Source organism: Spirillospora sp. NPDC029432 (assembly GCF_040703975.1).
Classification (GTDB): Bacteria; Actinomycetota; Actinomycetes; order Streptosporangiales; family Streptosporangiaceae; genus Spirillospora.
In genome coordinates this window covers 1-21,091 of record NZ_JBEZWH010000024.1, presented here as the reverse complement: position 1 = coordinate 21,091, position 21,091 = coordinate 1, and the positions used below count along the sequence as shown (strand labels likewise).

Genomic DNA, 21,091 nt, shown 5'->3' with positions numbered 1-21,091 from the left:
TGAGATGTTCTACGACAACGACGCGGACCTGAGCGTCATCCAGGGCCGGCACGTCGCCGTCATCGGGTACGGCAGCCAGGGCCACGCCCACGCGCTCTCCCTGCGCGACTCCGGCGTCGACGTCCGCATCGGCCTGCGCGAGGGCTCGCCCAGCCGCGAGAAGGCCGAGGCCGAGGGCCTGCGCGTCGTCACCCCGGCCGAGGCCGCCGAAGAGGCCGACCTGATCATGCTCCTGGCGCCCGACCACCACCACCGGGAGATCTTCGAGAAGGACATCAAGCCCGCGCTGGTCCCCGGCGACGCGCTGTTCTTCGGCCACGGCTTCAGCATCCGCTACGACCTCGTGCAGCCGCCGGAGGGCGTCGACGTCTGCATGGTCGCCCCCAAGGGCCCCGGCCACCTCGTCCGCCGCCAGTTCACCGCCGGCCGCGGCGTCCCCGTCATCGTGGCCGTCGAGAAGGACCCCAGCGGCAACGCCTGGCCGCTGGCCCTGTCGTACGCCAAGGCCATCGGCGGCCTGCGCGCCGGCGGCATCAAGACCACCTTCACCGAGGAGACCGAGACCGACCTGTTCGGCGAGCAGGTCGTCCTCTGCGGCGGCCTCTCCGAGCTGATCAAGAACGGCTTCGAGGTGCTCACCGAGGCCGGCTACCAGCCCGAGGTCGCCTACTTCGAGACCCTCCACGAGGTCAAGCTGATCGTCGACCTCATCTACGAGGGCGGCATCTCCAAGATGTACTGGTCGGTGTCCGACAACGCCGAGTACGGCGGCTACAGCCGCGGCTCCCGCGTCATCACCTCCGACACCAAGGCGGAGATGAAGAAGATCCTCGCCGAGATCCAGTCCGGCGAGTACGCCAAGGAGCTCGTCGCCGAGTTCGAGGGCGGCCAGGTCCAGTTCGGCAAGTACCGCGAGGAACTCGCCCAGCACCCCATCGAGCAGACCGGCGCCAAGCTGCGCCCGATGATGAGCTGGCTGAACGACTGACCTGACCGACAGGCGCTTGAGGAGGCCGTCCGATTCCGGGCGGCCTCCTCAGCGTTTCCGGGGGAGCAGGCGGCGGAGCTGGGACCAGAGGGTGACGGGGCGTTCGGTGCGCTCCACCAGTACGGCCAGGTGGCCGTCGGCGGTGTAGTGGACGATGGCCGCGCCGGTGCGCTGGGGGAGCGGCTTCAGGCGGGGGCCGCGGCGGGGGCCCAGGCGGGCCTGCCTGGTCAGGCCCAGGGCGGACGCGGTGACGTGGACGTCCCAGTGGCCCGGGGCCGGAGGCGGGACGGCGACGTCGAACGTTCCGTCGCCGCCCTCGGCGGGGTAGCGGCACTCCTCGGCGGTGCGGCGGTGGCGGAGGACCAGGTCGACCCGGGTCTCTCTCGCCTCGATCCGTTCGAGGGCGGCCCGGCCGCGCAGGCGCAGGCGGCCCGACTGCCAGGCCACGGTGTCCAGGCGGTGGTCCACCCCTATCTCGGCGGTGATGTCGGCGTCCTGGCGCGGGACGCCGCGGAGGTAGGGGTACATCGCGTACACGCGGCCGCCTACGACCACGGCGCCGACGGTGCGGCCGGCGGCCTCGTCGCGGATCATCCGCTCCAGTTCGTCGCGCAGGCCGTGCCTGATGCAGAACGCGCGGAGCCGGTACGCGGCGGGCAGGGCCGCGCGCTCGGCGTCGGTGAGGTCCTCGTCGCCGAGCACGCGGCGGGTCGCCTCCACCAGGCGATCCCGGCGGGAGCGGTCCAGGTCCAGGAAGCGCTGGTCGTACACCCGCAGGACGTCCCGCAGGACACTGATCTCGCCGTCCGAGGTCACTGGCTCTCCCGTGATGCGGTGAAACTCCGGGTAACGGTAAACCCATCGGTGAACACAGAGGGTGACCGACACTCGCGTGCGTCATGCTCCCCGGCGCGTGCTGGTAGCGTCCTGGCACGTGGGGGAGGCGGTGGCGGAGCAGGCCGTGGCGCGGCCTGCGGTGAGCGGGGTGCCGGTACGCGAGGCCGTGCCGGCGGCCGGGCGTACGCGGCGGGACGGATGGTTCCTCGCCGGGCTCGTCGTGCTGGCCGCGCTGGTGTACGCGGCGTTCTCGCTGCTGCGGCTGCGGGCGTTCCGGGCCAGCACGTACGACCTGGTGATCTTCGATCAGGCGGTGCGGTCGTACAGCGGGCTGGGCGCCCCGGTCGCGATGGTCAAGGGCGTGCACAACGGGTTCGGGCCGGACTTCTCCATCCTGGGTGACCACTTCTCGCCGCTGCTGGCCCTGCTGGCGCCGCTGTACTGGATGCACGACGGCCCCGGGACGCTGCTGGTGGCGCAGGCGGTGCTGTTCGCGCTGGCGATCGTGCCGGTCTGGCGGTTCGCGCGGCGGCGGCTGGGGCGCGGGCCGGCGTACTGCGCGGCCGGGGCGTACGCGCTGTCGTGGCCGGTCGCCGAGGCGCTGGCGTTCGACTTCCACGAGGTGGCGTTCGTCCCGCTGCTGACGGCCCTCGCGGTCGAACGGTACGACGCCGGGCGGCGCGGGCAGGCGGCCGTGGCGGCGGCGGTGCTGCTGCTGGCCAAGGAGGACGCCGGGCTGCTGCTGGCCGGGCTCGGGCTGGTGCTGCTCACCCGGCGGGGCGAGCGGTGGATCGGCGCCGGGTGCGTCGCGGCGGGCGTCGCGGCCACGTGGATCTGCTCCCAGGTCCTGATCTCGGTGTTCGGCGGGGACAACGCCTACTACTGGGCGTACGGGCGGCTCGGGGACGGCATGGGCGACGCGGCGCTGCACGTGCTCGCGCATCCGTGGGCGGTGCCGGCGGCGCTGGCCTCGCCGCCGGTGAAGCTGGTCACGATGGCGCTGCTCGTGCTGCCGCTGCTGCTGCTTCCGCTGCGGTCGCCGCTGGTGCTGGCGGTCCTGCCGATGCTGGCCGAGCGGATGCTGGCCGACGAGTTCCCCAACTGGTGGGAGCCGAAGTACCACTACAACGCGTTCCTGATCGCGCTGCTGGTCATGGCGGCGGCGGACGGCGCGCGGCGGTTCCGGCGGCCGCGGGCGCCCGCGGCGGGGCTGCTGGCGGCGGCGGTCGTGGCGCTGCCGTTCTTCGCGTTCGGCGATCTCGCCGACCCGGACCTGTACCGGCCGGACGAGCGGGCGCGGGCCGCCGCCGCGGCGGTCGCCGTGGTGCCGGACGGCGTGCTGGTCGAGACCGTCAACAACCTGGGCCCCGCCCTTTCCGGGCGTGCGGACGTGCTGCTCTGGGACCGCGAGCCCCGGCGGGCGCCGTGGGTCGTCGCCGACACGGCGCGGGCCTCCTTCCCCTTCCGGACGCTCGGGGAGCAGCGGGCGCGGGTGGACGAGCTGATCGAGGGCGGCTACCGCCGGGTGTTCGACCGGGCCGGCTACGTGGTGCTCACGAAGGATTGACCCGGTGACCCATATAGATCACTGGTGTCAGAAAGTCGGTGAAGTTCATTCGGCGGGGAATTGGCCTACACTTTTCCTCTTCTTTGGCCGATACTTGAAGTGAGTCGCAGCGGGCGCGGGCGAACCCCGGCGCACCAGCGCGAACACCCATCAGGTCCGGGTCCGCGGCGGCGGCGGGCGGGATCATGAACACGCTTCGGCGGCACGCGGCGGACGGATATCGACTTCCCGTGATCGCGTGCCTTTCGGAGGAAATGAACCGGCCGGCCGCGCCGGCCGTGGGATGAAGTGTGGCGAGGAGTCGTGAGGTGGCGGCAGAGCGGGCCGTCCAGCGCTGGGACACCTGCGGGCAGGCGTGGATCGCGGTCCTGCGGCACGTCTGGACTTTCGGCGTGGCGGGCATGGAGGAGCACGGGCCGATCATCGAGGGGCCCCCGGCCCTGTTCGAGATCGCCTCGCTGAGCTGGGAGGACCCCCTCCTGCGCGAGCACGGCGACCGTGCCCGGCTGGTCCACCGGGCGCACGAGCGCACCCGGGGCGCGACCCGGTCCGAGTACGGCCCGCGGCTGCGCGACCACGGCGGCGTCGACCAGATCCGCTGGGTCGCCGACCTGCTGCGCGCCCGGCCGTGGACCACCAGCGCCTGGATCTCCCTCACCGTGCCCGGCGAGCCGGCCGACAGCGTGCCCAGCCTGGCCGCGCTGTCGTTCCGGATCCGCGGCTACCGGCTGATCATGACGGCGATGTTCCGGTCGCAGGACGTGTTCCGCGGCTACCTGTCGTACATCCCGCTGCGCGCCGTCCAGACGGAGGTCGCCGAGGACCTCGGGCTCCCGGCGGGGCCGCTGCGGATCCTCATCGACGTGCCGCACGTGGCGGTGGCCGACGCCGAGCGCGTCGCGGCCGTCCTCACGGCCCTCCCGGAGACGGACGCGGCCTAGCCCCGTCCACCGCGCGGCCGGTGGGCGGGGCGTTCCGCATCACGGGCCCGGGCGCGGCGATAGACTCGGGCGCGAGGCGCAGGCCACACCGTGGTGACCGCGACTTCTTCTCCCGAACTGCACACATCCACGTTCCGAAGGACCGTTCCTTGAGCAAGCCTGTCGTCCTCGTCGCAGAAGAACTCTCCCCGGCCGGTATCGCCGTCCTCGAATCGGACTTCGAGGTCCGCCAGGTCGACGGCGCCGACCGCGAGAAGCTGCTGCCCGCCGTCGCCGACGTCGACGCGCTGATCGTGCGCAGCGCCACCAAGGTCACCGCCGAGGTCTTCCAGCACGCCAGGAAGCTGCGCGTGGTCGCGCGGGCCGGCGTCGGCCTGGACAACGTCGACGTCGAGGCCGCCACCAAGGCCGGCGTCATGGTCGTGAACGCCCCGACCTCCAACATCGTCACCGCCGCCGAGCACGCGATCGCGCTGCTGCTGGCCACCGCCCGCAACGTGCCGCAGGGCCACGCCGCGCTCAAGCAGGGCGAGTGGAAGCGCTCCAAGTACACCGGCGTCGAGCTCCAGGGCAAGACCGTCGGCGTGCTGGGCCTCGGCCGGATCGGCGTGCTGGTCGCGCAGCGGCTGGCCGCCTTCGACATGAACGTGGTCGCGTTCGACCCGTACGTGCAGGCCGCCCGCGCCGCCCAGTTGGGCGTGAAGCTCGTCACGCTGGACGAGCTGCTGGCGCAGAGCGACTTCATCACCGTGCACCTGCCCAAGACCGCCGAGACGCTGGGCCTCATCGGCGACAAGGAGCTGCACAAGGTCAAGCCGGAGGTGCGGATCGTCAACGCCGCCCGCGGCGGCATCGTGGACGAGGGCGCGCTCGACCTGGCGATCAAGGACGGCCGGGTGGCCGGCGCCGGCATCGACGTGTTCAGCACCGAGCCGTGCACCGACAGCCCGCTGTTCGTCCACGACAACGTGGTGGTCACCCCGCACCTGGGCGCCAGCACGCACGAGGCGCAGGAGAAGGCCGGCACCCAGGTGGCCCGCTCGGTCAAGCTGGCGCTGTCGGGCGAGTTCGTCCCGGACGCGGTGAACGTCCAGGGCGGCGCCGTCGCCGAGGACGTCAAGCCGGGCCTGCCGCTGGCCGAGAAGCTCGGCCGGATCTTCACCGCGCTGGCCGGCGGCGTGCCGGTCCGGCTGGAGGTCGTGGTCCGCGGCGAGATCGCCGAGCACGACGTCAAGGTGCTGGAGCTGGCCGCGCTCAAGGGCGTGTTCGTGGACGTGATCGAGGAGGCGGTGACGTTCGTCAACGCCCCGCTGCTGGCCCGCGACCGCGGCGTCGAGGTCACCCTGTCCACCACCGAGGACAGCCCCGACTGGCGCAACGTCGTCCAGGTGCGCGGCACGATGGCCGACGGCTCGGTGGTGTCGGTGTCCGGCACGCTCACCGGCCCCAAGCACATCGAGCGGATCATCGAGGTCAACGGCTACCAGATGGAGCTGGTGCCGACCGAGCACATGGCGTTCTTCGTCTACTCCGACCGGCCCGGCATCGTCGGCGTGGTCGGCCGGCTGCTCGGCGACGCCGGGGTCAACATCGCCAGCATGCAGGTCGGCCGGGACGCCAAGGGCGGCCGCGCGCTGATCGCGCTGACCGTGGACTCGCCGGTGCCCGCCGAGCTGGTGGACGCCATCAAGGCCGAGGTGGGCGCCGAGAGCGGCCGCCGCGTCGACCTGGACGGCTGACGCCCGGAGGAACGCTTCACCGCCGCCGTGGTCCCGGACAGGGGCCACGGCGGCGGCGTCTCACCATGTGGGAACTTCGGCCACGGGTCAAGACAGACGCCTTGACATGCGGGTAACGTGGCCGGTGACATGCGGCGCTTCGTAGTGATCCTTCGCTGCCGCGACGGGGCCTGACAGGCGGGCCACCCCCGTCGCGGAGTCCGGCGCTCGGCCGTAAGCCCTTGATCTCTCCTTTCACAGCGAGCCTCAGCGAAGCCATGGAGTACGCATGAACACCCACGTTTCCGCCACGCCCGACGACGCCGCCGAAGAGGCCGCCCGGGCGCTGCAGACCGCCCTGGACCGCCGCGACAACGGCGGCCGCCCCGCGAAGTGACCCCCGGCCGCGCCCGCCGCTAGGGTGGCGTGGTGGTGGTCGAGACCGGACGGGTCGGCGCGCGGGACACGGCCGGAGTGCTGGCCGAGGTCGCCGCGCTGGGGCCGTTCTTCGAGATCAGGACGGATCCGGCCGAGGAGGCCGATCCGACCTGGCGGCCGCTGCCCGAGCTCGACGCCGGCCGGCTGGACGGCCTCGTGGACTCCTACGCGCGCCGCCTCGGCACCGGTGAACGGCGCGTCGCCGCGTCGATCCTCTTCCAGGGGCTCGCGTCGCGGCTCTGGTCACCGGTGATCGCCGCGGCCGCGCGCGGGACCGTACCCGACCTGTCGGGCCTGCACTGGCGGTGGGCGCCCGGCGCGCCGATCGCGCTGTGGCTGGCCGATCCCGGCGGCCGCCGGGCGGACGGCCCGGCGGCGCTCGCCGACCTCGTCCACGCGGAGGTCGTCCGGCGGCAGCTCGAACCGCTCCGCGCGGCCCTGTGCGGGGTCGTGCGGCTGGCGGACGGGCTGATGTGGGGGAACGCCGCCTCCGCCCTGGCCGGAAGCCTGCGCCCCGGCGTCGCCGGACCGGCCGAGGCCCTGGTTCGGGAGCTGCTCGCGCGCGAGCCGCTCCGCGGTACGGGGGCGTTCGGCCGGCACGGCTTCGTCCGGCGCAGCTGCTGCCTCTACTACCGGGTGCCGCCCGGCGGTGAGATGTGCGGCGACTGCGCACTGCTACGCCGCTAGCGGCTCCTTCCGGGGAGCGGCCTCGCGGCGGTGCGACCGTTCCGTCAGGGCGCCGAACAGCAGGCCCAGCGTGGCCCACAGGACGACCTGGACGCCGAGCGAGGCGATCCGGAAGTCCCACAGCACCGTGCCGGGGAAGCTGTCGGCGACCGCGTCCGGCGCCGGCGTGAGGCGGAAGACGGCCGCGACCACGATCGCGAACCCGGCGGCCGTGGCGGCCGCCGCGTTCCAGCCGCCCAGCCGCGGCGCCAGCCGGGTGAAGACGATCACGGCGGCGGCGGTGGCCAGGACGCCCAGCGCGACCATGCCGAAGTAGAGCGCGGTACGGCTCCCGATCGTCTCGGGGGCGCCCACGGCGGGCGGTGTCGGCGGGTACTTCAGGAACGGCACCAGCACGATCGCCGTGAAGCCGCCCAGCGCGACCAGCGCGGCCGTGGCGCGGGCGCCGAGCGCGCCGATCCGGCCGTACGCGAGCGCGAACGCGATCGAGAACAGCCCCCCGATCGCCACGCCGTAGAACGCCATGGCCGTGATCAGGCCGCCCGTCCGCTGGACGGTGCGGCTCACCACCTCTTCTTCGGCCCCGGCGGCGCCGTGCCCGTCGTGCGCGTGCGCGGCGGCGGCCTGGGCCTCCTCGAAAGCGATCGCCTTCCCCACCTGGGGCTCGCCGTAGATCCAGGCGATCAGGAGGCCGGCCGCCGCGGCGGCCAGGCCGGTGAGCATGCCGCGGATGAGAAGCGCGCGCATCAGTGGCACGGGAAGCCGAGCAGGTGCCGGCCGTCGTGCGTGAACTCGTGCACCCACGTGCCGCCGAAGAGGGAGGTGGCGCCCTGCTCGGCGCCGACGAAGTAGAGCAGCGCGGCGCCCAGGACCAGGGCGAGCGCCGCCCAGGGAAGGATCTCGCGCACGGGTACGCGCCGTACGGCCGGCGCCTCGGGAACGGACTGCCGTGCCATGTCGGCCTGCGACATCAGGGTCTCCTCACGGGGTGCACTCGCCCCGGTAGCGGGAGGACGACGGGTCAGTCTCCTGACTCCCAGATCATCGCCCCCCTCCGACCTTCCAGCCGGGTACGGCCGTGGTCGCGTGCGGGGGAGGCTCCCTGGTCACAGTGGCGGGACCGTCCTGGAATCGCACCAGGTTCCTGCGCACCGTCGCCTCGAATGTGAACTTGTCGCCCTGAGGTTCCCTTCGCCGGGCCCGCAAGTCAAGCCCGGCGAGCGCGTGTGGGAGGGGGCGCCACCCGTATCTCCCCCCGCTGGAGATGCGGACGGTGCCCCCTCCCGCCCCGGCGGCGGCGTTGTTTCGGCCGGCCGCCGCCGGTGCCTCGCGCGGCCGTTCCGGAAGCTCCCACGTCCCGGAAAGGTCCCGCACCATCGAGAGTGCCGCGCCGGGGCCCGGTGTGCATGAGTAGCCCCTACTCAATTCCCCGCACGGTCCCGCGCGGTCCGTCTGGTGGCGCGCGGTGAGCGTCCGTACGATCCCTGTTGTGCGGACCTCCTGGCCGTTCACCGGCCGTACGTCGACGCTCGACGAGATGGACGCCCTGCTGCGCGCCCGCGCCGGGCGGGGCGTCGTGGTCGCGGGGGACGCCGGGGCGGGCAAGACCCGGCTGGCGGGCGAGGCGCTGCGGCGCCTGGAGCCGGCCCGGTTCACCGTGCTGCGGCTCGGCGGGAGCCCCGCGGAGGCGGCGATCCCGTTCGGGGCGTTCGGGCACGTCCTGGCCGTGGAGGCGCTGGACCTGGCGGTCAACCCGATGCGGCGGGCGGCGGAGGCGGTGCGCGCGCTCGCCGGCGGCCGCCCGCTGCTGGTCGCGGTCGACGACGCGCACCTGCTCGACCCGGCGTCGGCGGCGCTGGTGCACCACCTGGTGCTGCAGCGGGAGGCGCGGGTGCTGGCGACGGTGCGCGCCGGCGAGCCGGCCCCCGACCCCGTGACGGCGCTCTGGAAGGACGACCTGGCGCGCAGGGTGGACCTGGTCCCGCTGACCCTGGCGGAGAGCCAGGCGGTCGTGGAGGCCGCGCTGGGCGGCCAGCTCGCCGAGTCGACCGCGCGGCGGCTCCACCGCAGCACCCGCGGCAACCTGCTGTTCCTGCGCGAGCTGGTGCAGGCGGGCCTGGACCGGGGGCGGCTGAGCGAGGCCGGCGGCGTGTGGCGGTGGCACGGCGACCTGCCGCTGAGCCCGCGGCTGCGCGGGCTGGTGGAGGAGCGCCTCGGCACCCTGGCCGCCGCCGAGCGCGAGGTCCTGGAGTACGCGGCGCTCGGCGAGCCGCTGGGCGCCGCCGCGCTGGCCGCGCTGACGTCCGAGGAGGCGATCGAGCGGGCCGAGGCGCGGCACCTGGTCACCTCGGCCGCCGCCGGCCACCGGCTGGAGGTGCGCCCGGCGCACCCGCTGTACGGGGAGGTCGCCCGGCAGCGGGCGGGCTCCGGGCGGATCCGGGACCGGATGGCCGCGCTCGCGTCCGCCCTGGAGGCGACCGGCATGCGGCGGCACGGGGACGTGCTCAAGGTCGCGCTGTGGCGGCTGGACGCGGGCGTGCCCGCCGACCCCGGGCTGCTGCTGGCCGGCTGCCGCCAGGCGTGGAGCCTGCACGACCTCGACCTGGCCGTGCGGTGCGGCGAGGCGGTGCTGGCCGCGGGCGCGGACCCGGAGGTCACCGTCCTGGTCGCGCCCGTGCTGCTCATGGCGGGCCGGCACCGCGAGGCGGAGGAGCGGCTGGCGCGGGTGGCGGGCGCGCCGATGGACGAGGCGACCCGGGCGTCGCACACCGCCGTCCGCGCGTTCAACCTGGGCATGGGCCTCGGCGAGCCGGAACGCGCGGACGCGCTCCTGGCGGAGGGCCTGGCGCGGACGGCCGCCGCCGAGCACCGGCAGGAGATCATCGCCTACCGGTCGCTGCTGCGCGTCTACTCGGCCCGGTTCGGCGAGGCGGAGGCGGAGGAGGCCGCGGCGGGCCGCGAGCCGGTCCAGCGGGCGGCCCAGCTGATCGCGGCGGGCAGGGCGCTGCGGCTGATGCTGACCGGGGCGTACGGCGAGGCCGTGGCGCTGTCGAACGCGATGCTGCGGGAGCCCTCCGGGCTGCTGCGGGAGATGCCCACGCTCGTGGCGTCCTTCAGCGACGCGCGCGCCGGCGCGTCGCTGTTCGCCGGCTTCCTGGACGCGGCCGACGCGTTCATCTCCTACGGCGAGGCTCTGTTCACCGAGGAGCACCTGTCGGACGTGGCGGCCACGACGTGCCGCTCGCTGCGGGTGGAGTACTGCCTGCTGCGCGGCGACGTCCGCGGCGCCGTGCGGTGGGCGCACGAGGCGGTCGCGCACGGGTCCGGGGCGATCCAGGCGATCTCCGGGCACGGCCACGAGCTGCTGGCGTACGCCGCCGCCGTCGCGGGGGACGCCGCCACGGCGTCCACGGCGGTGCGGGAGGCCGAGCGGCGCCGTACCCCGGCGGGACGGATCTTCCATTTCCGCGCCGACCTGGCCCGCGCCTGGATCAGGGCGGCGGCGGGCGACCACCGGGGCGCGGCCGGGATCGCGCTGGACCTCGCGCCCGGCTACCGGGAGCGGTCGCTGCGGGCGTACGAGACGTTCGCGCTGCACGACGCCGTACGGCTCGGTGCCGCCGACCGCGCCCGCGACGGGCTGGAGCGGCTGGCGGGGGAGACCGGCGGCCGGCTGGCGGACCTGTTCGCGCGGCACGCGGGCGCGGCGGCGGACGGCGACGGCGCGGGGCTGGACGCGGCCGCGCTCGCGTTCGCCGACCTGGGCATGCCGCTGTACGCGGCGGAGGCGGCGGCCGCGGCCGCGGCGGCGCACACCCGCGCCGGGCGGGCCCGCGAGGCCAACGCCGCCGCGACCCGCGCCCGCGCGCTGGCGGCGCGCTGCACCGGCGCCCGGACCCCGGCGCTGTCCGGGCTGTCGGCGCCGGGCCTGACCGCCCGCCAGCTGGAGATCGCCCGGCTGGCCGCGGAGGGGCTCGGCAACCGCGAGATCGCCGACCGGCTCGTGCTGTCGGTCCGCACCGTCGCCAACCACCTGCACGCCGTCTACGACCGCCTCGGCGTCACCGACCGCGACGGCCTCGCCGAGCTCCTGCCGGGCCGGCCCCGCTAAGGCTGGTAGAGCTTGGCCAGCTCGTCGCGGCCTGTCACGCCCAGCCGCTCGTAGATCGTCACCAGATGGTTGCCGACCGTCCGCATCGAGATGTCCAGCCGCGCGGCGATCTCCCGGTTGCTGAGGCCCTGCGCGGCCAGCCGGGCGATCTGCCGCTGCCGGGCGGTCAGCTCCGGCGCCGACAGCGCGGCCAGCGCCGGGGTGCGGGCGCCCGGGCACCGGCCGGCGAGGGCGCGGCCGCGGGCCAGGGCGGCGGCGGCCGGACGGTCCTCGCCGACGGCCTCGTACGCGCCGGCCGCCTGCGCGGCGGCCTCGGCGGCGTACAGGAGCGTCCCGAGTCGCTCGAACCCCTCGGCCACGGCCATGAGTCCGTCGCCGTCGCGGGCGGCGGCCGCGTCGGCATGCGCGGCGCACAGCGGCGGCAGCGGGCCGTCCATCCCCTCGGCGAGCGCCCGCAGCCGGGCCGGTACGGTCCCCGCCGCGCCCAGCCGCACGGCGTCGTGCAGCGCGAACATCGCGTAGCCGCGCAGCCCGTGCCGCTCGGCGTCCTCGGCCGCCGCCAGCGCGGCGGCCACCGCCGCGGCGTCGTCACCGCGCGCGGCCAGCACCCACGGGCGGGCCAGGACCAGCGAGAAGTCCACGCCGTGCCAGGCCGGGCGGGCCAGCGCGGCGGCCCGGTCCAGCGCCTCCTCGGCCGCGGCGGCCCGGCCCAGCTGGGCCTCGGCGCAGGCCAGCTCGCCCAGGCACAGCCCGGCGAACATCGCCGGCCGGCCGGCGAGCTTGGCGGTGCCGTCCCGCGACCAGCGCGCCGCCTCCTCCAGCTCGCCGCGCAGCCGGTGCAGCTGGGCCCGCCAGCCGCTGAACGAGGCGGCGATCCGGGCCCGGCCGGTCTCCTTGACCAGCTCCAGCCCCCGCTCGGCCGCCGCCAGCCCGGCGTCCACCCGGCCCGCGAACAGGTGCGCGACCGTCCGGGCGTGGGCGAGCGTGGTCTGCACGATCGGGGCCTCGTCCCGCCACTCGTCCACGTCCGCCAGCCGTGCCCGCACGGTCGCCTCGGCCCGGTCGGCGAGCCCGCCGTACGCGTCCAGCAGTGCCCCGGCCGCGTCGGTCTCCGCGGTGATCGCCGGGGGCGCCGCCCCCTGGGCGCGGGCCCGTTCCACGGCCTCCCGGGCCTCGGGGACGCGCCCGGCGAACAGCGCGACCCAGGCCGACAGTGCCAGCACGTGCCGCCGCCAGGCGCCGTCGGTGATCGTCGCGGCGGCCCCGGCCAGCACCTCGCCGGCCGCCCGGTCGCGGGCCAGGCCCCAGGCCAGCACGAGCCCGCGCGCCCCGGCGTGCAGCGCCCGCTCGCGATCGTCGCCGAGCCGCTCCGCCACCTCGCGCAGCGCCGCCTCGGCCTCCTCGTCGCGGTCGGCGAAGTGCAGCACGGTGGCCAGCAGCGCCGCGGCCTGCCCCGCGCCGCCGGGCCGCCGGCCGGGGCGGGCCAGGTATCCGTGCAGCGCCGCCCCCGCCAGCCGCGCGGCCAGCTCCAGGTCCAGCGCGGACCAGGCCAGCCAGGCGGCCCGCAGCAGCAGGCCGGGATCGGTCTCGCCGCCGGAGTCCAGCCGCCACGTCGCCACCCGCAGGACGTCCTCGCGCCGCCGCCGTCCGGTCCCCTCGACCGCCTCGGCCATCCGGCGCAGCCTGGCGCGGGCGGGCAGCGGGCCCGTGGCCGCGCGGACGGCCTCCCCGTACAGCGGGTGGGCCAGCCGCAGCTGCCGGCGCCGGCCGTTCGGGTCCGGCGCGGCCGTGACCAGCTGCCGCTCCCGGACCCGGGCCACCGCGTCCGGCCCGGCCAGCTCGCGCAGCATGGCCTCGCAGAGCGGCTCGCCGAGGGCCAGGTACTCCAGGACGAGCCGCTCCTCGTCGTCCACCGCCCCGATCCGCGCCTCGATCAGCTCGCGCAGCCGCGGCGTCAGCGGCGGCCCCGCGGCGCAGCGCCACACCCCGCCGCTCTCGGCCAGCATCCCGGCCAGGACCAGCTCCCGCAGGAAGAGCGGGTTGCCGCCGGCGACCCGCCACAGCCGCCGCGCCCCCGCGTCCTCCACCTGCCCGCCGACCACGGCCTCCAGCAGCCGGACGGTCTGGGCGTGCCCCAGCGGGCCCAGCTCCAGCCGGTGCAGGGTGCCGTTCCCGTACAGCGCCGCGAGCGGGGCGGGCAGCCCGGAGCCGGTACGGGCCGTCGCCAGCAGCCGGGCCTCGCCGCGCTCCAGCAGCCCGCCGACCAGCGCGGCGGAGGCGGGATCGAGGCTGTGCGCGTCGTCCAGGGCCAGCACCAGGCGCCGCCGGCCGGCCGCCGCGACCGCGTCGGGCAGCAGCCGCGCCCCGGAGGCGGGGGCCCGATCGGCGGGCAGCAGGTGGGCCAGCGCGCCGTACGGGATCCGCGCGGCGGCCTCGGTCGCCTTGGCCCGGACGACCAGGTTGCGCTCGGGGTCGAGGTCGGCGGCCACCTTGGCGGCCAGCCGGGACTTGCCGACCCCGGCGTCGCCGATCACGATCACCCCGGCGGCGCGGGCGTCGAGCAGCGCGGACCGTACCGCCGCCAGCTCGGTCGTCCGGCCGACGAACGGCCACGCCGGCGCGGTCCCGGGCGGGGGGCGGTCGGCGGGCCCGGGCTGGTCGGGGAACGGGCGCGACTCGGCCACGCGCGCATCGTACGAGCGCGCCCCGGCCCCGCCAATCCCGCCACGCGGTGACGATCGGCTTTCTCAGACGGGTACGTCTGTCAGACGGGAGCCCCCAGGTACGCCGAAACGCGGTGCACGACCGCGCGGTCCGGACCGGTCAGCAGCGCCGGGTCCTCGCCCGGCAGCAGCTCGGTCGAGTTGACCGCCTTCTCCACCCGCGCCAGCGCCTCCAGGGAGGTCCCCAGCGTGACGACGGCCGAGCAGCGCGCGTCCGGGTCGTACAGGGAGAGGGTGCGGACGAGGCCGGGAACGGTCCGCGTCGCGGGCCCGACCCGCTCCCGCTGCGCGAACCTGGCCGACTCCAGCCACGCGTCGTCGTGCGGGCCGTCGAAGAAGAGGATCACCGCGGCGCCGGGCGGCAGCGCCGCGTCCGGCCCCTCGCCGGCCGCCTCCACCCGGTAGGTCCGGTCGGTGTGCAGCGTGACGGGCCGGGGCCCGCCGCGCGCGGCCTCGGTACGGTCCACCGCCAGCCGGGCGTCCTCGGCGGTCCGCCACAGCGTGAGCAGGGCCCCGGCCGCCGTCTCCTCGACGGCCTCCATCAGGCACAGCCCGGCGAAGCCCGGATGGCCTGAGACGATCTCCACCAGCCGGCGCACGGCGCCGGCCGGCGCCGGCATCCCGCCGACGGTCTGCAGCCTGGCGTACAGCATGGTTCCGCTTCCCTTCCCCCCAGGGGCGGCTCATCCCTGCGGCCCGCCCCTTGGGCACAGCCTGCTCTCCCGGCCGGCCGGACGCCTGAGTAACCCCTACTCAACCGCCTCGCCGGGCGAGACGTCGGTATCGGATCCTGAGACGGATGCTCAGGAACTGAGACGTTTGCAGTAGAGTGCGCCCATGGCATCCCGCAGCATTCGACTGGCCGTCATCCCCGGTGACGGGATCGGCCCCGAGGTGGTCGCCGAGGGGCTGAAGGTCCTCGACGCCGTGGCCCCCTCGTCCGAACTGGTGTTCGAGCAGACCTCGTACGATCTCGGCGCCGCCCGCTGGCACCGTACCGGCGAGACGCTTCCCGACTCCGTGCTCGACGAGCTGCGCGGCCAGGACGCCATCCTGCTCGGCGCGATCGGCGACCCCACCGTGCCGAGCGGGACGCTGGAGCGCGGGCTGCTGCTGCGGACCCGGTTCGAGCTCGACCACTACGTCAACCTGCGGCCGGTCAAGCTCCTCCCCGGGGCGACCACCCCGCTGGCGGGCGTCGGCCCCGGCGACATCGACATGGTCGTCGTCCGGGAGGGCACCGAGGGCCCGTACACGGGCGTCGGCGGCGTCCTGCGCAAGGGCACCCCGCACGAGGTCGCGACCCAGGAGAGCGTCAACACCGCCTTCGGCGTCGAGCGTGTCGTCCGGTACGCCTTCGAGCAGGCCGCGAACCGGCCGCGCAAGAAGCTCACGCTCGTCCACAAGGACAACGTCCTGACCTTCGCCGGCGACCTCTATCAGCGGACCCTCAAGAAGGTCGCCGCGGAGTACCCGCAGGTCAGCACGGACTACTGCCATGTCGACGCGGCCACGATGTTCTTCGTGAACGACCCGGGCCGGTTCGACGTGGTCGTCACCGACAACCTGTTCGGCGACATCATCACCGACATCGGCGCCGCCATCGCCGGCGGCATCGGGCTGGCCGCCTCGGGCAACGTCAACCCCGAGGGCGCCGCCCCGTCGATGTTCGAGCCCGTCCACGGCAGTGCCCCCGACATCGCGGGCCAGGGCAAGGCCGACCCGACCGCCACGATCCTGTCGGTGGTCATGCTGCTGGACCACCTCGGCGCCGCCGAGGCCGCCCGCCGCGTCGAGCGGGCCGTCTCCGACGACCTGCTGGAGCGCGCGGGCCAGGGCGCCCGCACGACCGCGCAGGTCGGCGACGCCATCGCCAAGCGAGTATCCGGCTAGCGGCGCGTTCGCTCATGACCGGGCGCGCCCATGTGGCGCGTCCGGTCTTCGGCGTGCGCCATGTGGAGGAGTGGGCTGGATGAAGTACGACAATAAGGATTAAAGGAATGCCGAGCGGCAACGGGGCCGCGGCGGCGATCCGGGAGAGGACCCCACGATGAGCACCCTGGACTTCGACATCACGCTCAACGAGCGGCCCATGCCGGCCGCCGAGCGCGAGCGCGTCCTGGCCGACCCCGGATGGGGCCGCCACTTCACCGACCACATGGTCACGATCCGGTACTCGGCGGACGAGGGCTGGCACGACGCCCGGCTCGAACCGTACGGGCCGATCCCGATGGACCCGGCCAGCCAGGTCTTCCACTACTCCCAGGAGCTGTTCGAGGGCCTCAAGGCCTACCGGCAGGCCGACGGGACGATCGTGACGTTCCGCCCGTACGCGAACGCCGCCCGGATGAACCGCTCGGCCCGCCGGATGGCGATGCCGGAGATCCCCGAGCAGCTGTTCGTGGACGCCCTGGAGCTGCTGGTCCGCACCGACCGCGAGTGGGTGCCGACCACGGAGGGCTACAGCCTCTACCTGCGGCCGTTCATGTTCGCCACCACCCGCGCCCTCGGCGTCAACCAGCCGGCCGACGAGTACCTCTTCGCCGTGATCGCGTCCCCGTCCGGCAACTACTACGCCCGCGGGATCAAGCCGGTCTCCGTCTGGCTGTCGACCGAGTACACCCGCGCCGCCCCCGGCGGCACCGGCGAGGCCAAGACCGGCGGCAACTACGCCGCCTCGTTCGCCGGCCAGGCGCAGGCCGTCGAGCAGGGCTGCGACCAGGTCGTCTGGCTCGACGCCGCCGAGCGCAAGTGGGTCGAGGAGGTCGGGTCGATGAACCTGATCTTCGTGTACGGCTCCGGCCCCGAGACCCGGCTGCTCACCCCCGCGCTCACCGGCACCCTGCTCCCGGGCATCACCCGCGACAGCATGCTCAAGCTGGCCCCCGACCTCGGCATCCCCGTCGAGGAGGGCCGGATCAGCGTGGACGAGTGGCAGGCCGGCTGCGAGTCCGGCGCGATCACCGAGGTCTTCGGCTGCGGCACCGCCGCGGTGATCAGCCCGGTCGGGCACGTCAAGGGCGCCGACCGCGAGTGGCGGATCGGCGACGGCGAGCCCGGCGAGGTCTCGATGCGGCTGCGCGAGGAGCTGATCGGGATCCAGTACGGCACCCGCCCCGACCCGTACGGCTGGGTCCACAAGATCGTCTGACCGGCGCGCCGGCCCCGCCCGCCCGCCGGCGGGCGGGGCCGCACGCCGGACGGCCGACACGAAACGTCCCACATGGTGAGACGTTCGTCCGAGCATCGGCACCGGTATGGCAGACTGATGGGCATCATGCGCCACAGCCTCGTGATTATCGGCTGGCGCGCCGGCTGACAACGGGACACCGCCGGCGCGCAGACCTCTCACGTCCGTGAGGGGTCTTTCTGCATTTCAGAGCAGGGTGCAATTGCAGTCCAGGACTCGCGGAACCGGCGCAAGGGCGCGGCGGCCCAGACCCTTGAGGGGGACCAACGATGCAGGGTGACGACGCCTTCCACGTTTACGACACCACGCTGCGCGACGGCTCGCAGCAGGAGGGGCTCAACCTCTCCGTCACCGACAAGCTCGCCGTCGCGCGGCACCTGGACGACCTCGGCGTCGGCTTCATCGAGGGCGGCTGGCCCGGCGCCAACCCCAAGGACACCGAGTTCTTCAGGCGGGCTCTGACCGAGCTCGACCTGAGGCACGCGCAGCTCGCCGCGTTCGGCGCGACCCGCCGGGCCGGAGTGAAGGCCGCCGACGATCCCCAGGTGGCCGCCCTGCGCGAATCCCGCGCGCCCGTCGTGACCCTGGTCGCCAAGAGCCACGACAGGCACGTAGAGCTGGCCCTCCGCACGACCCTGGAGGAGAACCTCGCGATGATCCGCGACACGGTCTCCCACCTCGTCGCGGAGGGCCAGCGCGTCTTCCTGGACGCCGAGCACTTCTTCGACGGCTACAAGGCCAACCGCGCGTACGCGCTGGAGGCCGTCCTCACCGCCGCCGAGGCCGGCGCCTCCGTCGTCGCGCTGTGCGACACCAACGGCGGCATGCTGCCCGACGAGCTGGCCGACGTCGTCCACGAGGTCGTCTCCGCCGGCGCCCGCGTCGGCATCCACTGCCACGACGACTCCGGCTGCGCGGTGGCCAACTCGCTCGCCGCGGTGAAGGCCGGCGCCACCCACGTCCAGGGCTGCGCCAACGGGTACGGCGAGCGCAGCGGCAACGCCAACCTCTTCACGGTGATCGGCAACCTCCAGCTCAAGCGCGGGATGCGGCTGGTCACCGACGACCAGATGGCCGAGATGACCCGGATCGCGCACGCCGTCTCCGAGGTCACCAACGTCACGCCCAGCTCCCAGCAGCCGTACGTCGGGGTGTCGGCGTTCGCTCACAAGGCGGGCCTGCACGCCTCCGCGATCAAGGTGGACCCCGACCTCTACCAGCACATCGACCCGGCCCTGGTCGGCAACGACATGCGGATGCTGGTCTCCAGCATGGCCGGCCGCGCCTCCGTCGAGCTCAAAGGCCGCGAGCTCGGGTACGACCTGTCCGGCGAGAAGGCCAAGGACGTCGTCGCGCGGGTCAAGGAGCTGGAGTCCACCGGCTACACCTTCGAGGCCGCGGACGCCTCGTTCGAGCTGCTGCTGCGCGAGGAGCTGACCGGCGTCCGGCAGCGGCACTTCGACGTCGAGTCCTGGCGGGCCATCGTGGAGCGCCGCCCGGACGGCTCCATGGTGAGCGAGGCGACCGTGAAGCTGCACGCCAAGGGCGAGCGGATCATCGCCACCGGCGAGGGCAACGGCCCCGTCAACGCCCTGGACAACGCGCTGCGCGTCGCGCTGGAGCGGCTCTACCCCGAGCTGGCCCGGCTGGAGCTGGTCGACTACAAGGTCCGGATCCTGGAGGGCTCGCACGGCACCGACGCCAGGACCCGCGTCCTGATCGAGTCCAGCGACGGCGAGCGCGAATGGGGCACGGTCGGCGTCGAGGACAACGTCATCGCCGCGTCCTGGCAGGCCCTGGAGGAGGCGGTCACGTACTGCCTGCTGCACGCCGGCTACGAGGCGGGCTGATCCGGCCGAACGGGAAATACCCGCGCCCCGGCGGGCATTGACGGGACATGAGCAAAGAGATCAGCGACAACGCCGGGGCGAGCCGGTACGAGATCCGCGTGGACGGGGAACTGGCCGGGTTCGCCGAGTACCGCAACCGGCCCGGCAAGATCGTCTTCACCCACACCGAGGTCTTCGACGCGTTCGAGGGCAAGGGCGTCGGCGGCGCCCTGGCCCGCGGCGCCCTGGACGACGTCCGCGCCAAGGGCGGCCTCGCGGTGGTGCCGCTGTGCCCGTTCATCAAGGGCTGGATCGAGCGGCACCCCGACTACCAGGACCTCGCCGTCCCGGAAGGCGCCTGAGGACGCGGAACGGGCGGGCGCGCACCACGCGCACCCGCCCGTTCCCGTCGGCTCCGGACGGCTCAGTCCTTGGGGCCGGTGCTCTCGATCACCTCGAACGACCACTGCTCGGAGCCGGTCGCCGCGGGGCCGCCGTGCCCCTTGTTCGGCTCCTTGCCCTCCTTGGCCTCCTGCTCGTCCTTCATGGAGCGGGCGTGCCCGCGCTGGAACGCCTGGCCCTCCATCCACTTCTTGAAGGACTCGTCGTCGCGCCACCGGGTGTAGACGAGGTACCGGTCGGTGCCGTCCACCGGGCGCAGCAGCTCGAAGTACTCGAACCCGTCGGCCTCGTCGACCAGCCCGGCCCGCTGCGCGAACCGCCGCTCCAGCTCCTCGCGCATCGGCTCGGGCACGGTCAGCACGTTGATCTTCACTACGGACACGTCGGACCTCCTCGTCGTCTCGTTCTGGGACGACCCTATCCAGCCCCCTTCCGCGTTCCCGGGGCGGCCGCGGGCGCGTCCTGACAGGGTCGGGTGACTCAGGTAAGCGGTTAACTGGAAGAAATTCGGCGAATGCGCTCCAAACAAGTGGCGAGTGCGTTGCCGGGGCGCCATGATGTGTAACCCATGCGGCGCGGGGGGTCCCGCGCCGTTCCCGATGTACCCGAGCACGGAGTGAGCGCATGTCTGTCCGACCCTGGAGCCCCGAGACCGCTCGGCGCTGCGTCGACGGGGCATGGGCCGACATCGCCTTCGAGCTGGGGCTGCTGTACGAGCGCGAGGGCGACCTCGGCCAGGCGGTCCGGTGGTTCCGGCACGCCGCCGAGTGCGACCGGCCCGGCGCCGCCGTACGGCTCAGCTCCGCGCTGACCCGGCTCGCCGACGAGCGCGCGGCGGGCGCGGGCGAGGAACTGCTGGCCGAGGCGAGCCGCTGGCTCAGCGAGGGCGTGGACGCCACCCGGCCCGACTCGATCCGCCTGATCACCGACATGCTGGACCGGCACCAGCGGGCCGCCGCCCGCCGCGGCCTGGAGCCCGCGGGCGCGAACTGACCCCCCGGCGGGCCGCGAACCCGCCCGGAGCGTGAACCTGTTCGGCCTCGCCACCGTCGGAGTCCATAGGCCGGCACACGGGCCGACGCGATGGAGAAGGTGACGAGTTGAGCGGCGAGGAGCCCGGGTACGTCCCCCCGGACCACAAGACGACCACCGAGTTCGCGATCCCGGCGGTCAAGGGCGATCCCGAGGACACCGTCCAGGAGACCGCGGCCGAGGACGACGTCCCGGGCGCGGCCGGCGAGCAGACGATCGTGGACCGTCCCGCGGCGGACCTGACCCTCCAGGACGCCCCCGCCGACGACCTGGCGGCCGGGACCGCCGGACCCGCCGGCGCGGCGGCCACGGGCCCGTCCACGCTGACGGACGCCACCATGTCCGACTTCACCGTGGACACCGGAGACACAGGCGACACGGGCGACGACGTGCCCGCACCGGCCGCGTCCGTTCCGCTGCCGCCGTACGCGCTGGCCAAGGAGCCCCCGGCGCCCGCGCCGACGCCGGCCGCCGAGGCGGAGCAGCCGCCCGCGGTGCCCGAGCAGGGCCCCTGGACGGCCCAGTTCGGCGCCGAGGAGGCCACCGGCGGGCAGCCCGCCGCGTTCGCGCAGGAGGCGCCGCCGTCCGCCGAGGCCGAGCGCCCCTCCGTCCCGCAGGCCGCGGCGGC

General features: G+C 74.7%; 17 protein-coding genes, 1 pseudogene and 1 riboswitch. Of the genes and pseudogenes, 12 read left to right on the top strand and 6 right to left on the bottom strand.

Annotation, left to right across the window (positions count from 1 at the left end; all coding sequences use genetic code 11):
* The first annotated feature begins 4 nt into the window (after nucleotides 1–4).
* Complete coding sequence (gene ilvC, locus AB0881_RS20325) at nucleotides 5–988, top strand: ketol-acid reductoisomerase (RefSeq protein WP_366618697.1); 984 nt, start codon at nucleotides 5–7, stop codon at nucleotides 986–988.
* Between the two features lie 48 nt (nucleotides 989–1,036).
* On the opposite strand, the gene AB0881_RS20320 is transcribed toward ilvC, so the two are convergent.
* On the bottom strand, nucleotides 1,037–1,804 hold the full coding sequence (locus tag AB0881_RS20320; RefSeq protein WP_366618695.1) for a hypothetical protein: 768 nt from the start codon (nucleotides 1,802–1,804) through the stop codon (nucleotides 1,037–1,039).
* Nucleotides 1,805–1,901: 97 nt separating this feature from the next.
* Between AB0881_RS20320 and AB0881_RS20315 the strand changes: the two genes are divergently transcribed.
* The 4 genes from AB0881_RS20315 to AB0881_RS20300 all read left to right on the top strand — a co-directional run bounded on the left by AB0881_RS20315 (nucleotide 1,902) and on the right by AB0881_RS20300 (nucleotide 7,176).
* On the top strand, nucleotides 1,902–3,392 hold the full coding sequence (locus tag AB0881_RS20315; protein ID WP_366618693.1) for a DUF2079 domain-containing protein: 1,491 nt from the start codon (nucleotides 1,902–1,904) through the stop codon (nucleotides 3,390–3,392).
* A 308-nt stretch (nucleotides 3,393–3,700) separates the two neighbouring features.
* Nucleotides 3,701–4,333 carry a hypothetical protein gene (locus AB0881_RS20310; protein ID WP_366618691.1) on the top strand — a complete coding sequence of 211 codons (633 nt, stop codon included), beginning with the start codon at nucleotides 3,701–3,703 and terminating at the stop codon, nucleotides 4,331–4,333.
* A gap of 149 nt (nucleotides 4,334–4,482) precedes the next feature.
* Entirely contained in the window at nucleotides 4,483–6,072 is a 1,590-nt protein-coding gene (serA, locus tag AB0881_RS20305) for a phosphoglycerate dehydrogenase (protein WP_366618689.1), read from the top strand.
* A 408-nt stretch (nucleotides 6,073–6,480) separates the two neighbouring features.
* Nucleotides 6,481–7,176: a (2Fe-2S)-binding protein gene (locus AB0881_RS20300; protein WP_366618687.1), complete on the top strand. Its 696-nt coding sequence runs from the start codon at nucleotides 6,481–6,483 to the stop codon at nucleotides 7,174–7,176.
* Here AB0881_RS20300 and AB0881_RS20295 read toward each other — a convergent pair.
* Both AB0881_RS20295 and AB0881_RS20290 read right to left on the bottom strand, forming a co-directional pair.
* On the bottom strand, nucleotides 7,165–7,923 hold the full coding sequence (locus tag AB0881_RS20295; RefSeq protein WP_366618685.1) for a CbtA family protein: 759 nt from the start codon (nucleotides 7,921–7,923) through the stop codon (nucleotides 7,165–7,167). The two genes, AB0881_RS20300 and AB0881_RS20295, sit on opposite strands and share 12 nt — an antisense overlap.
* Entirely contained in the window at nucleotides 7,923–8,147 is a 225-nt protein-coding gene (locus AB0881_RS20290) for a CbtB-domain containing protein (RefSeq protein ID WP_366618683.1), read from the bottom strand. Before AB0881_RS20290 ends, AB0881_RS20295 begins: the two co-directional genes overlap by 1 nt.
* A 30-nt stretch (nucleotides 8,148–8,177) precedes the next feature.
* A riboswitch (cobalamin riboswitch) is annotated at nucleotides 8,178–8,366 on the bottom strand.
* A 299-nt stretch (nucleotides 8,367–8,665) separates the two neighbouring features.
* On the opposite strand from AB0881_RS20290, the gene AB0881_RS20285 reads away from it, so the two are divergent.
* Nucleotides 8,666–11,287 (top strand): LuxR C-terminal-related transcriptional regulator, encoded by a 2,622-nt coding sequence (locus AB0881_RS20285; protein WP_366618681.1) that lies wholly within the window; start codon nucleotides 8,666–8,668, stop codon nucleotides 11,285–11,287.
* On the opposite strand, the gene AB0881_RS20280 is transcribed toward AB0881_RS20285, so the two are convergent.
* Both AB0881_RS20280 and AB0881_RS20275 read right to left on the bottom strand, forming a co-directional pair.
* Nucleotides 11,284–13,971 carry a LuxR C-terminal-related transcriptional regulator gene (locus AB0881_RS20280; protein ID WP_366618679.1) on the bottom strand — a complete coding sequence of 896 codons (2,688 nt, stop codon included), beginning with the start codon at nucleotides 13,969–13,971 and terminating at the stop codon, nucleotides 11,284–11,286. The genes AB0881_RS20285 and AB0881_RS20280 overlap by 4 nt on opposite strands.
* Before the next feature lie 80 nt (nucleotides 13,972–14,051).
* On the bottom strand, nucleotides 14,052–14,663 hold the full coding sequence (locus AB0881_RS20275; RefSeq protein ID WP_366618677.1) for a hypothetical protein: 612 nt from the start codon (nucleotides 14,661–14,663) through the stop codon (nucleotides 14,052–14,054).
* Nucleotides 14,664–14,847: 184 nt separating this feature from the next.
* Here AB0881_RS20275 and AB0881_RS20270 point away from each other — a divergent pair, with 184 nt between their 5' ends.
* The 4 genes from AB0881_RS20270 (at nucleotide 14,848) to AB0881_RS20255 (ending at nucleotide 19,391) form a co-directional block, all read left to right on the top strand.
* Complete coding sequence (locus tag AB0881_RS20270) at nucleotides 14,848–15,903, top strand: 3-isopropylmalate dehydrogenase (protein ID WP_366618675.1); 1,056 nt, start codon at nucleotides 14,848–14,850, stop codon at nucleotides 15,901–15,903.
* 157 nt (nucleotides 15,904–16,060) lie between these two features.
* Nucleotides 16,061–17,161 carry a branched-chain amino acid aminotransferase gene (locus tag AB0881_RS20265; RefSeq protein WP_366618674.1) on the top strand — a complete coding sequence of 367 codons (1,101 nt, stop codon included), beginning with the start codon at nucleotides 16,061–16,063 and terminating at the stop codon, nucleotides 17,159–17,161.
* Nucleotides 17,162–17,469: 308 nt separating this feature from the next.
* Nucleotides 17,470–19,050, top strand: coding sequence for a citramalate synthase (cimA, locus tag AB0881_RS20260; protein WP_366618672.1), 1,581 nt, complete (start codon nucleotides 17,470–17,472; stop codon nucleotides 19,048–19,050).
* A gap of 47 nt (nucleotides 19,051–19,097) precedes the next feature.
* Entirely contained in the window at nucleotides 19,098–19,391 is a 294-nt protein-coding gene (locus AB0881_RS20255) for a GNAT family N-acetyltransferase (RefSeq protein ID WP_366618670.1), read from the top strand.
* Nucleotides 19,392–19,453: 62 nt separating this feature from the next.
* On the opposite strand, the gene AB0881_RS20250 is transcribed toward AB0881_RS20255, so the two are convergent.
* Nucleotides 19,454–19,813: an antibiotic biosynthesis monooxygenase gene (locus tag AB0881_RS20250; protein ID WP_366618668.1), complete on the bottom strand. Its 360-nt coding sequence runs from the start codon at nucleotides 19,811–19,813 to the stop codon at nucleotides 19,454–19,456.
* Nucleotides 19,814–20,055: 242 nt separating this feature from the next.
* Between AB0881_RS20250 and AB0881_RS20245 the strand changes: the two genes are divergently transcribed.
* Both AB0881_RS20245 and AB0881_RS20240 read left to right on the top strand, forming a co-directional pair.
* On the top strand, nucleotides 20,056–20,424 hold the full coding sequence (locus tag AB0881_RS20245; RefSeq protein WP_366618666.1) for a hypothetical protein: 369 nt from the start codon (nucleotides 20,056–20,058) through the stop codon (nucleotides 20,422–20,424).
* A gap of 107 nt (nucleotides 20,425–20,531) precedes the next feature.
* A pseudogene (locus tag AB0881_RS20240) lies at nucleotides 20,532–21,091 on the top strand (hypothetical protein); the annotation flags it as partial.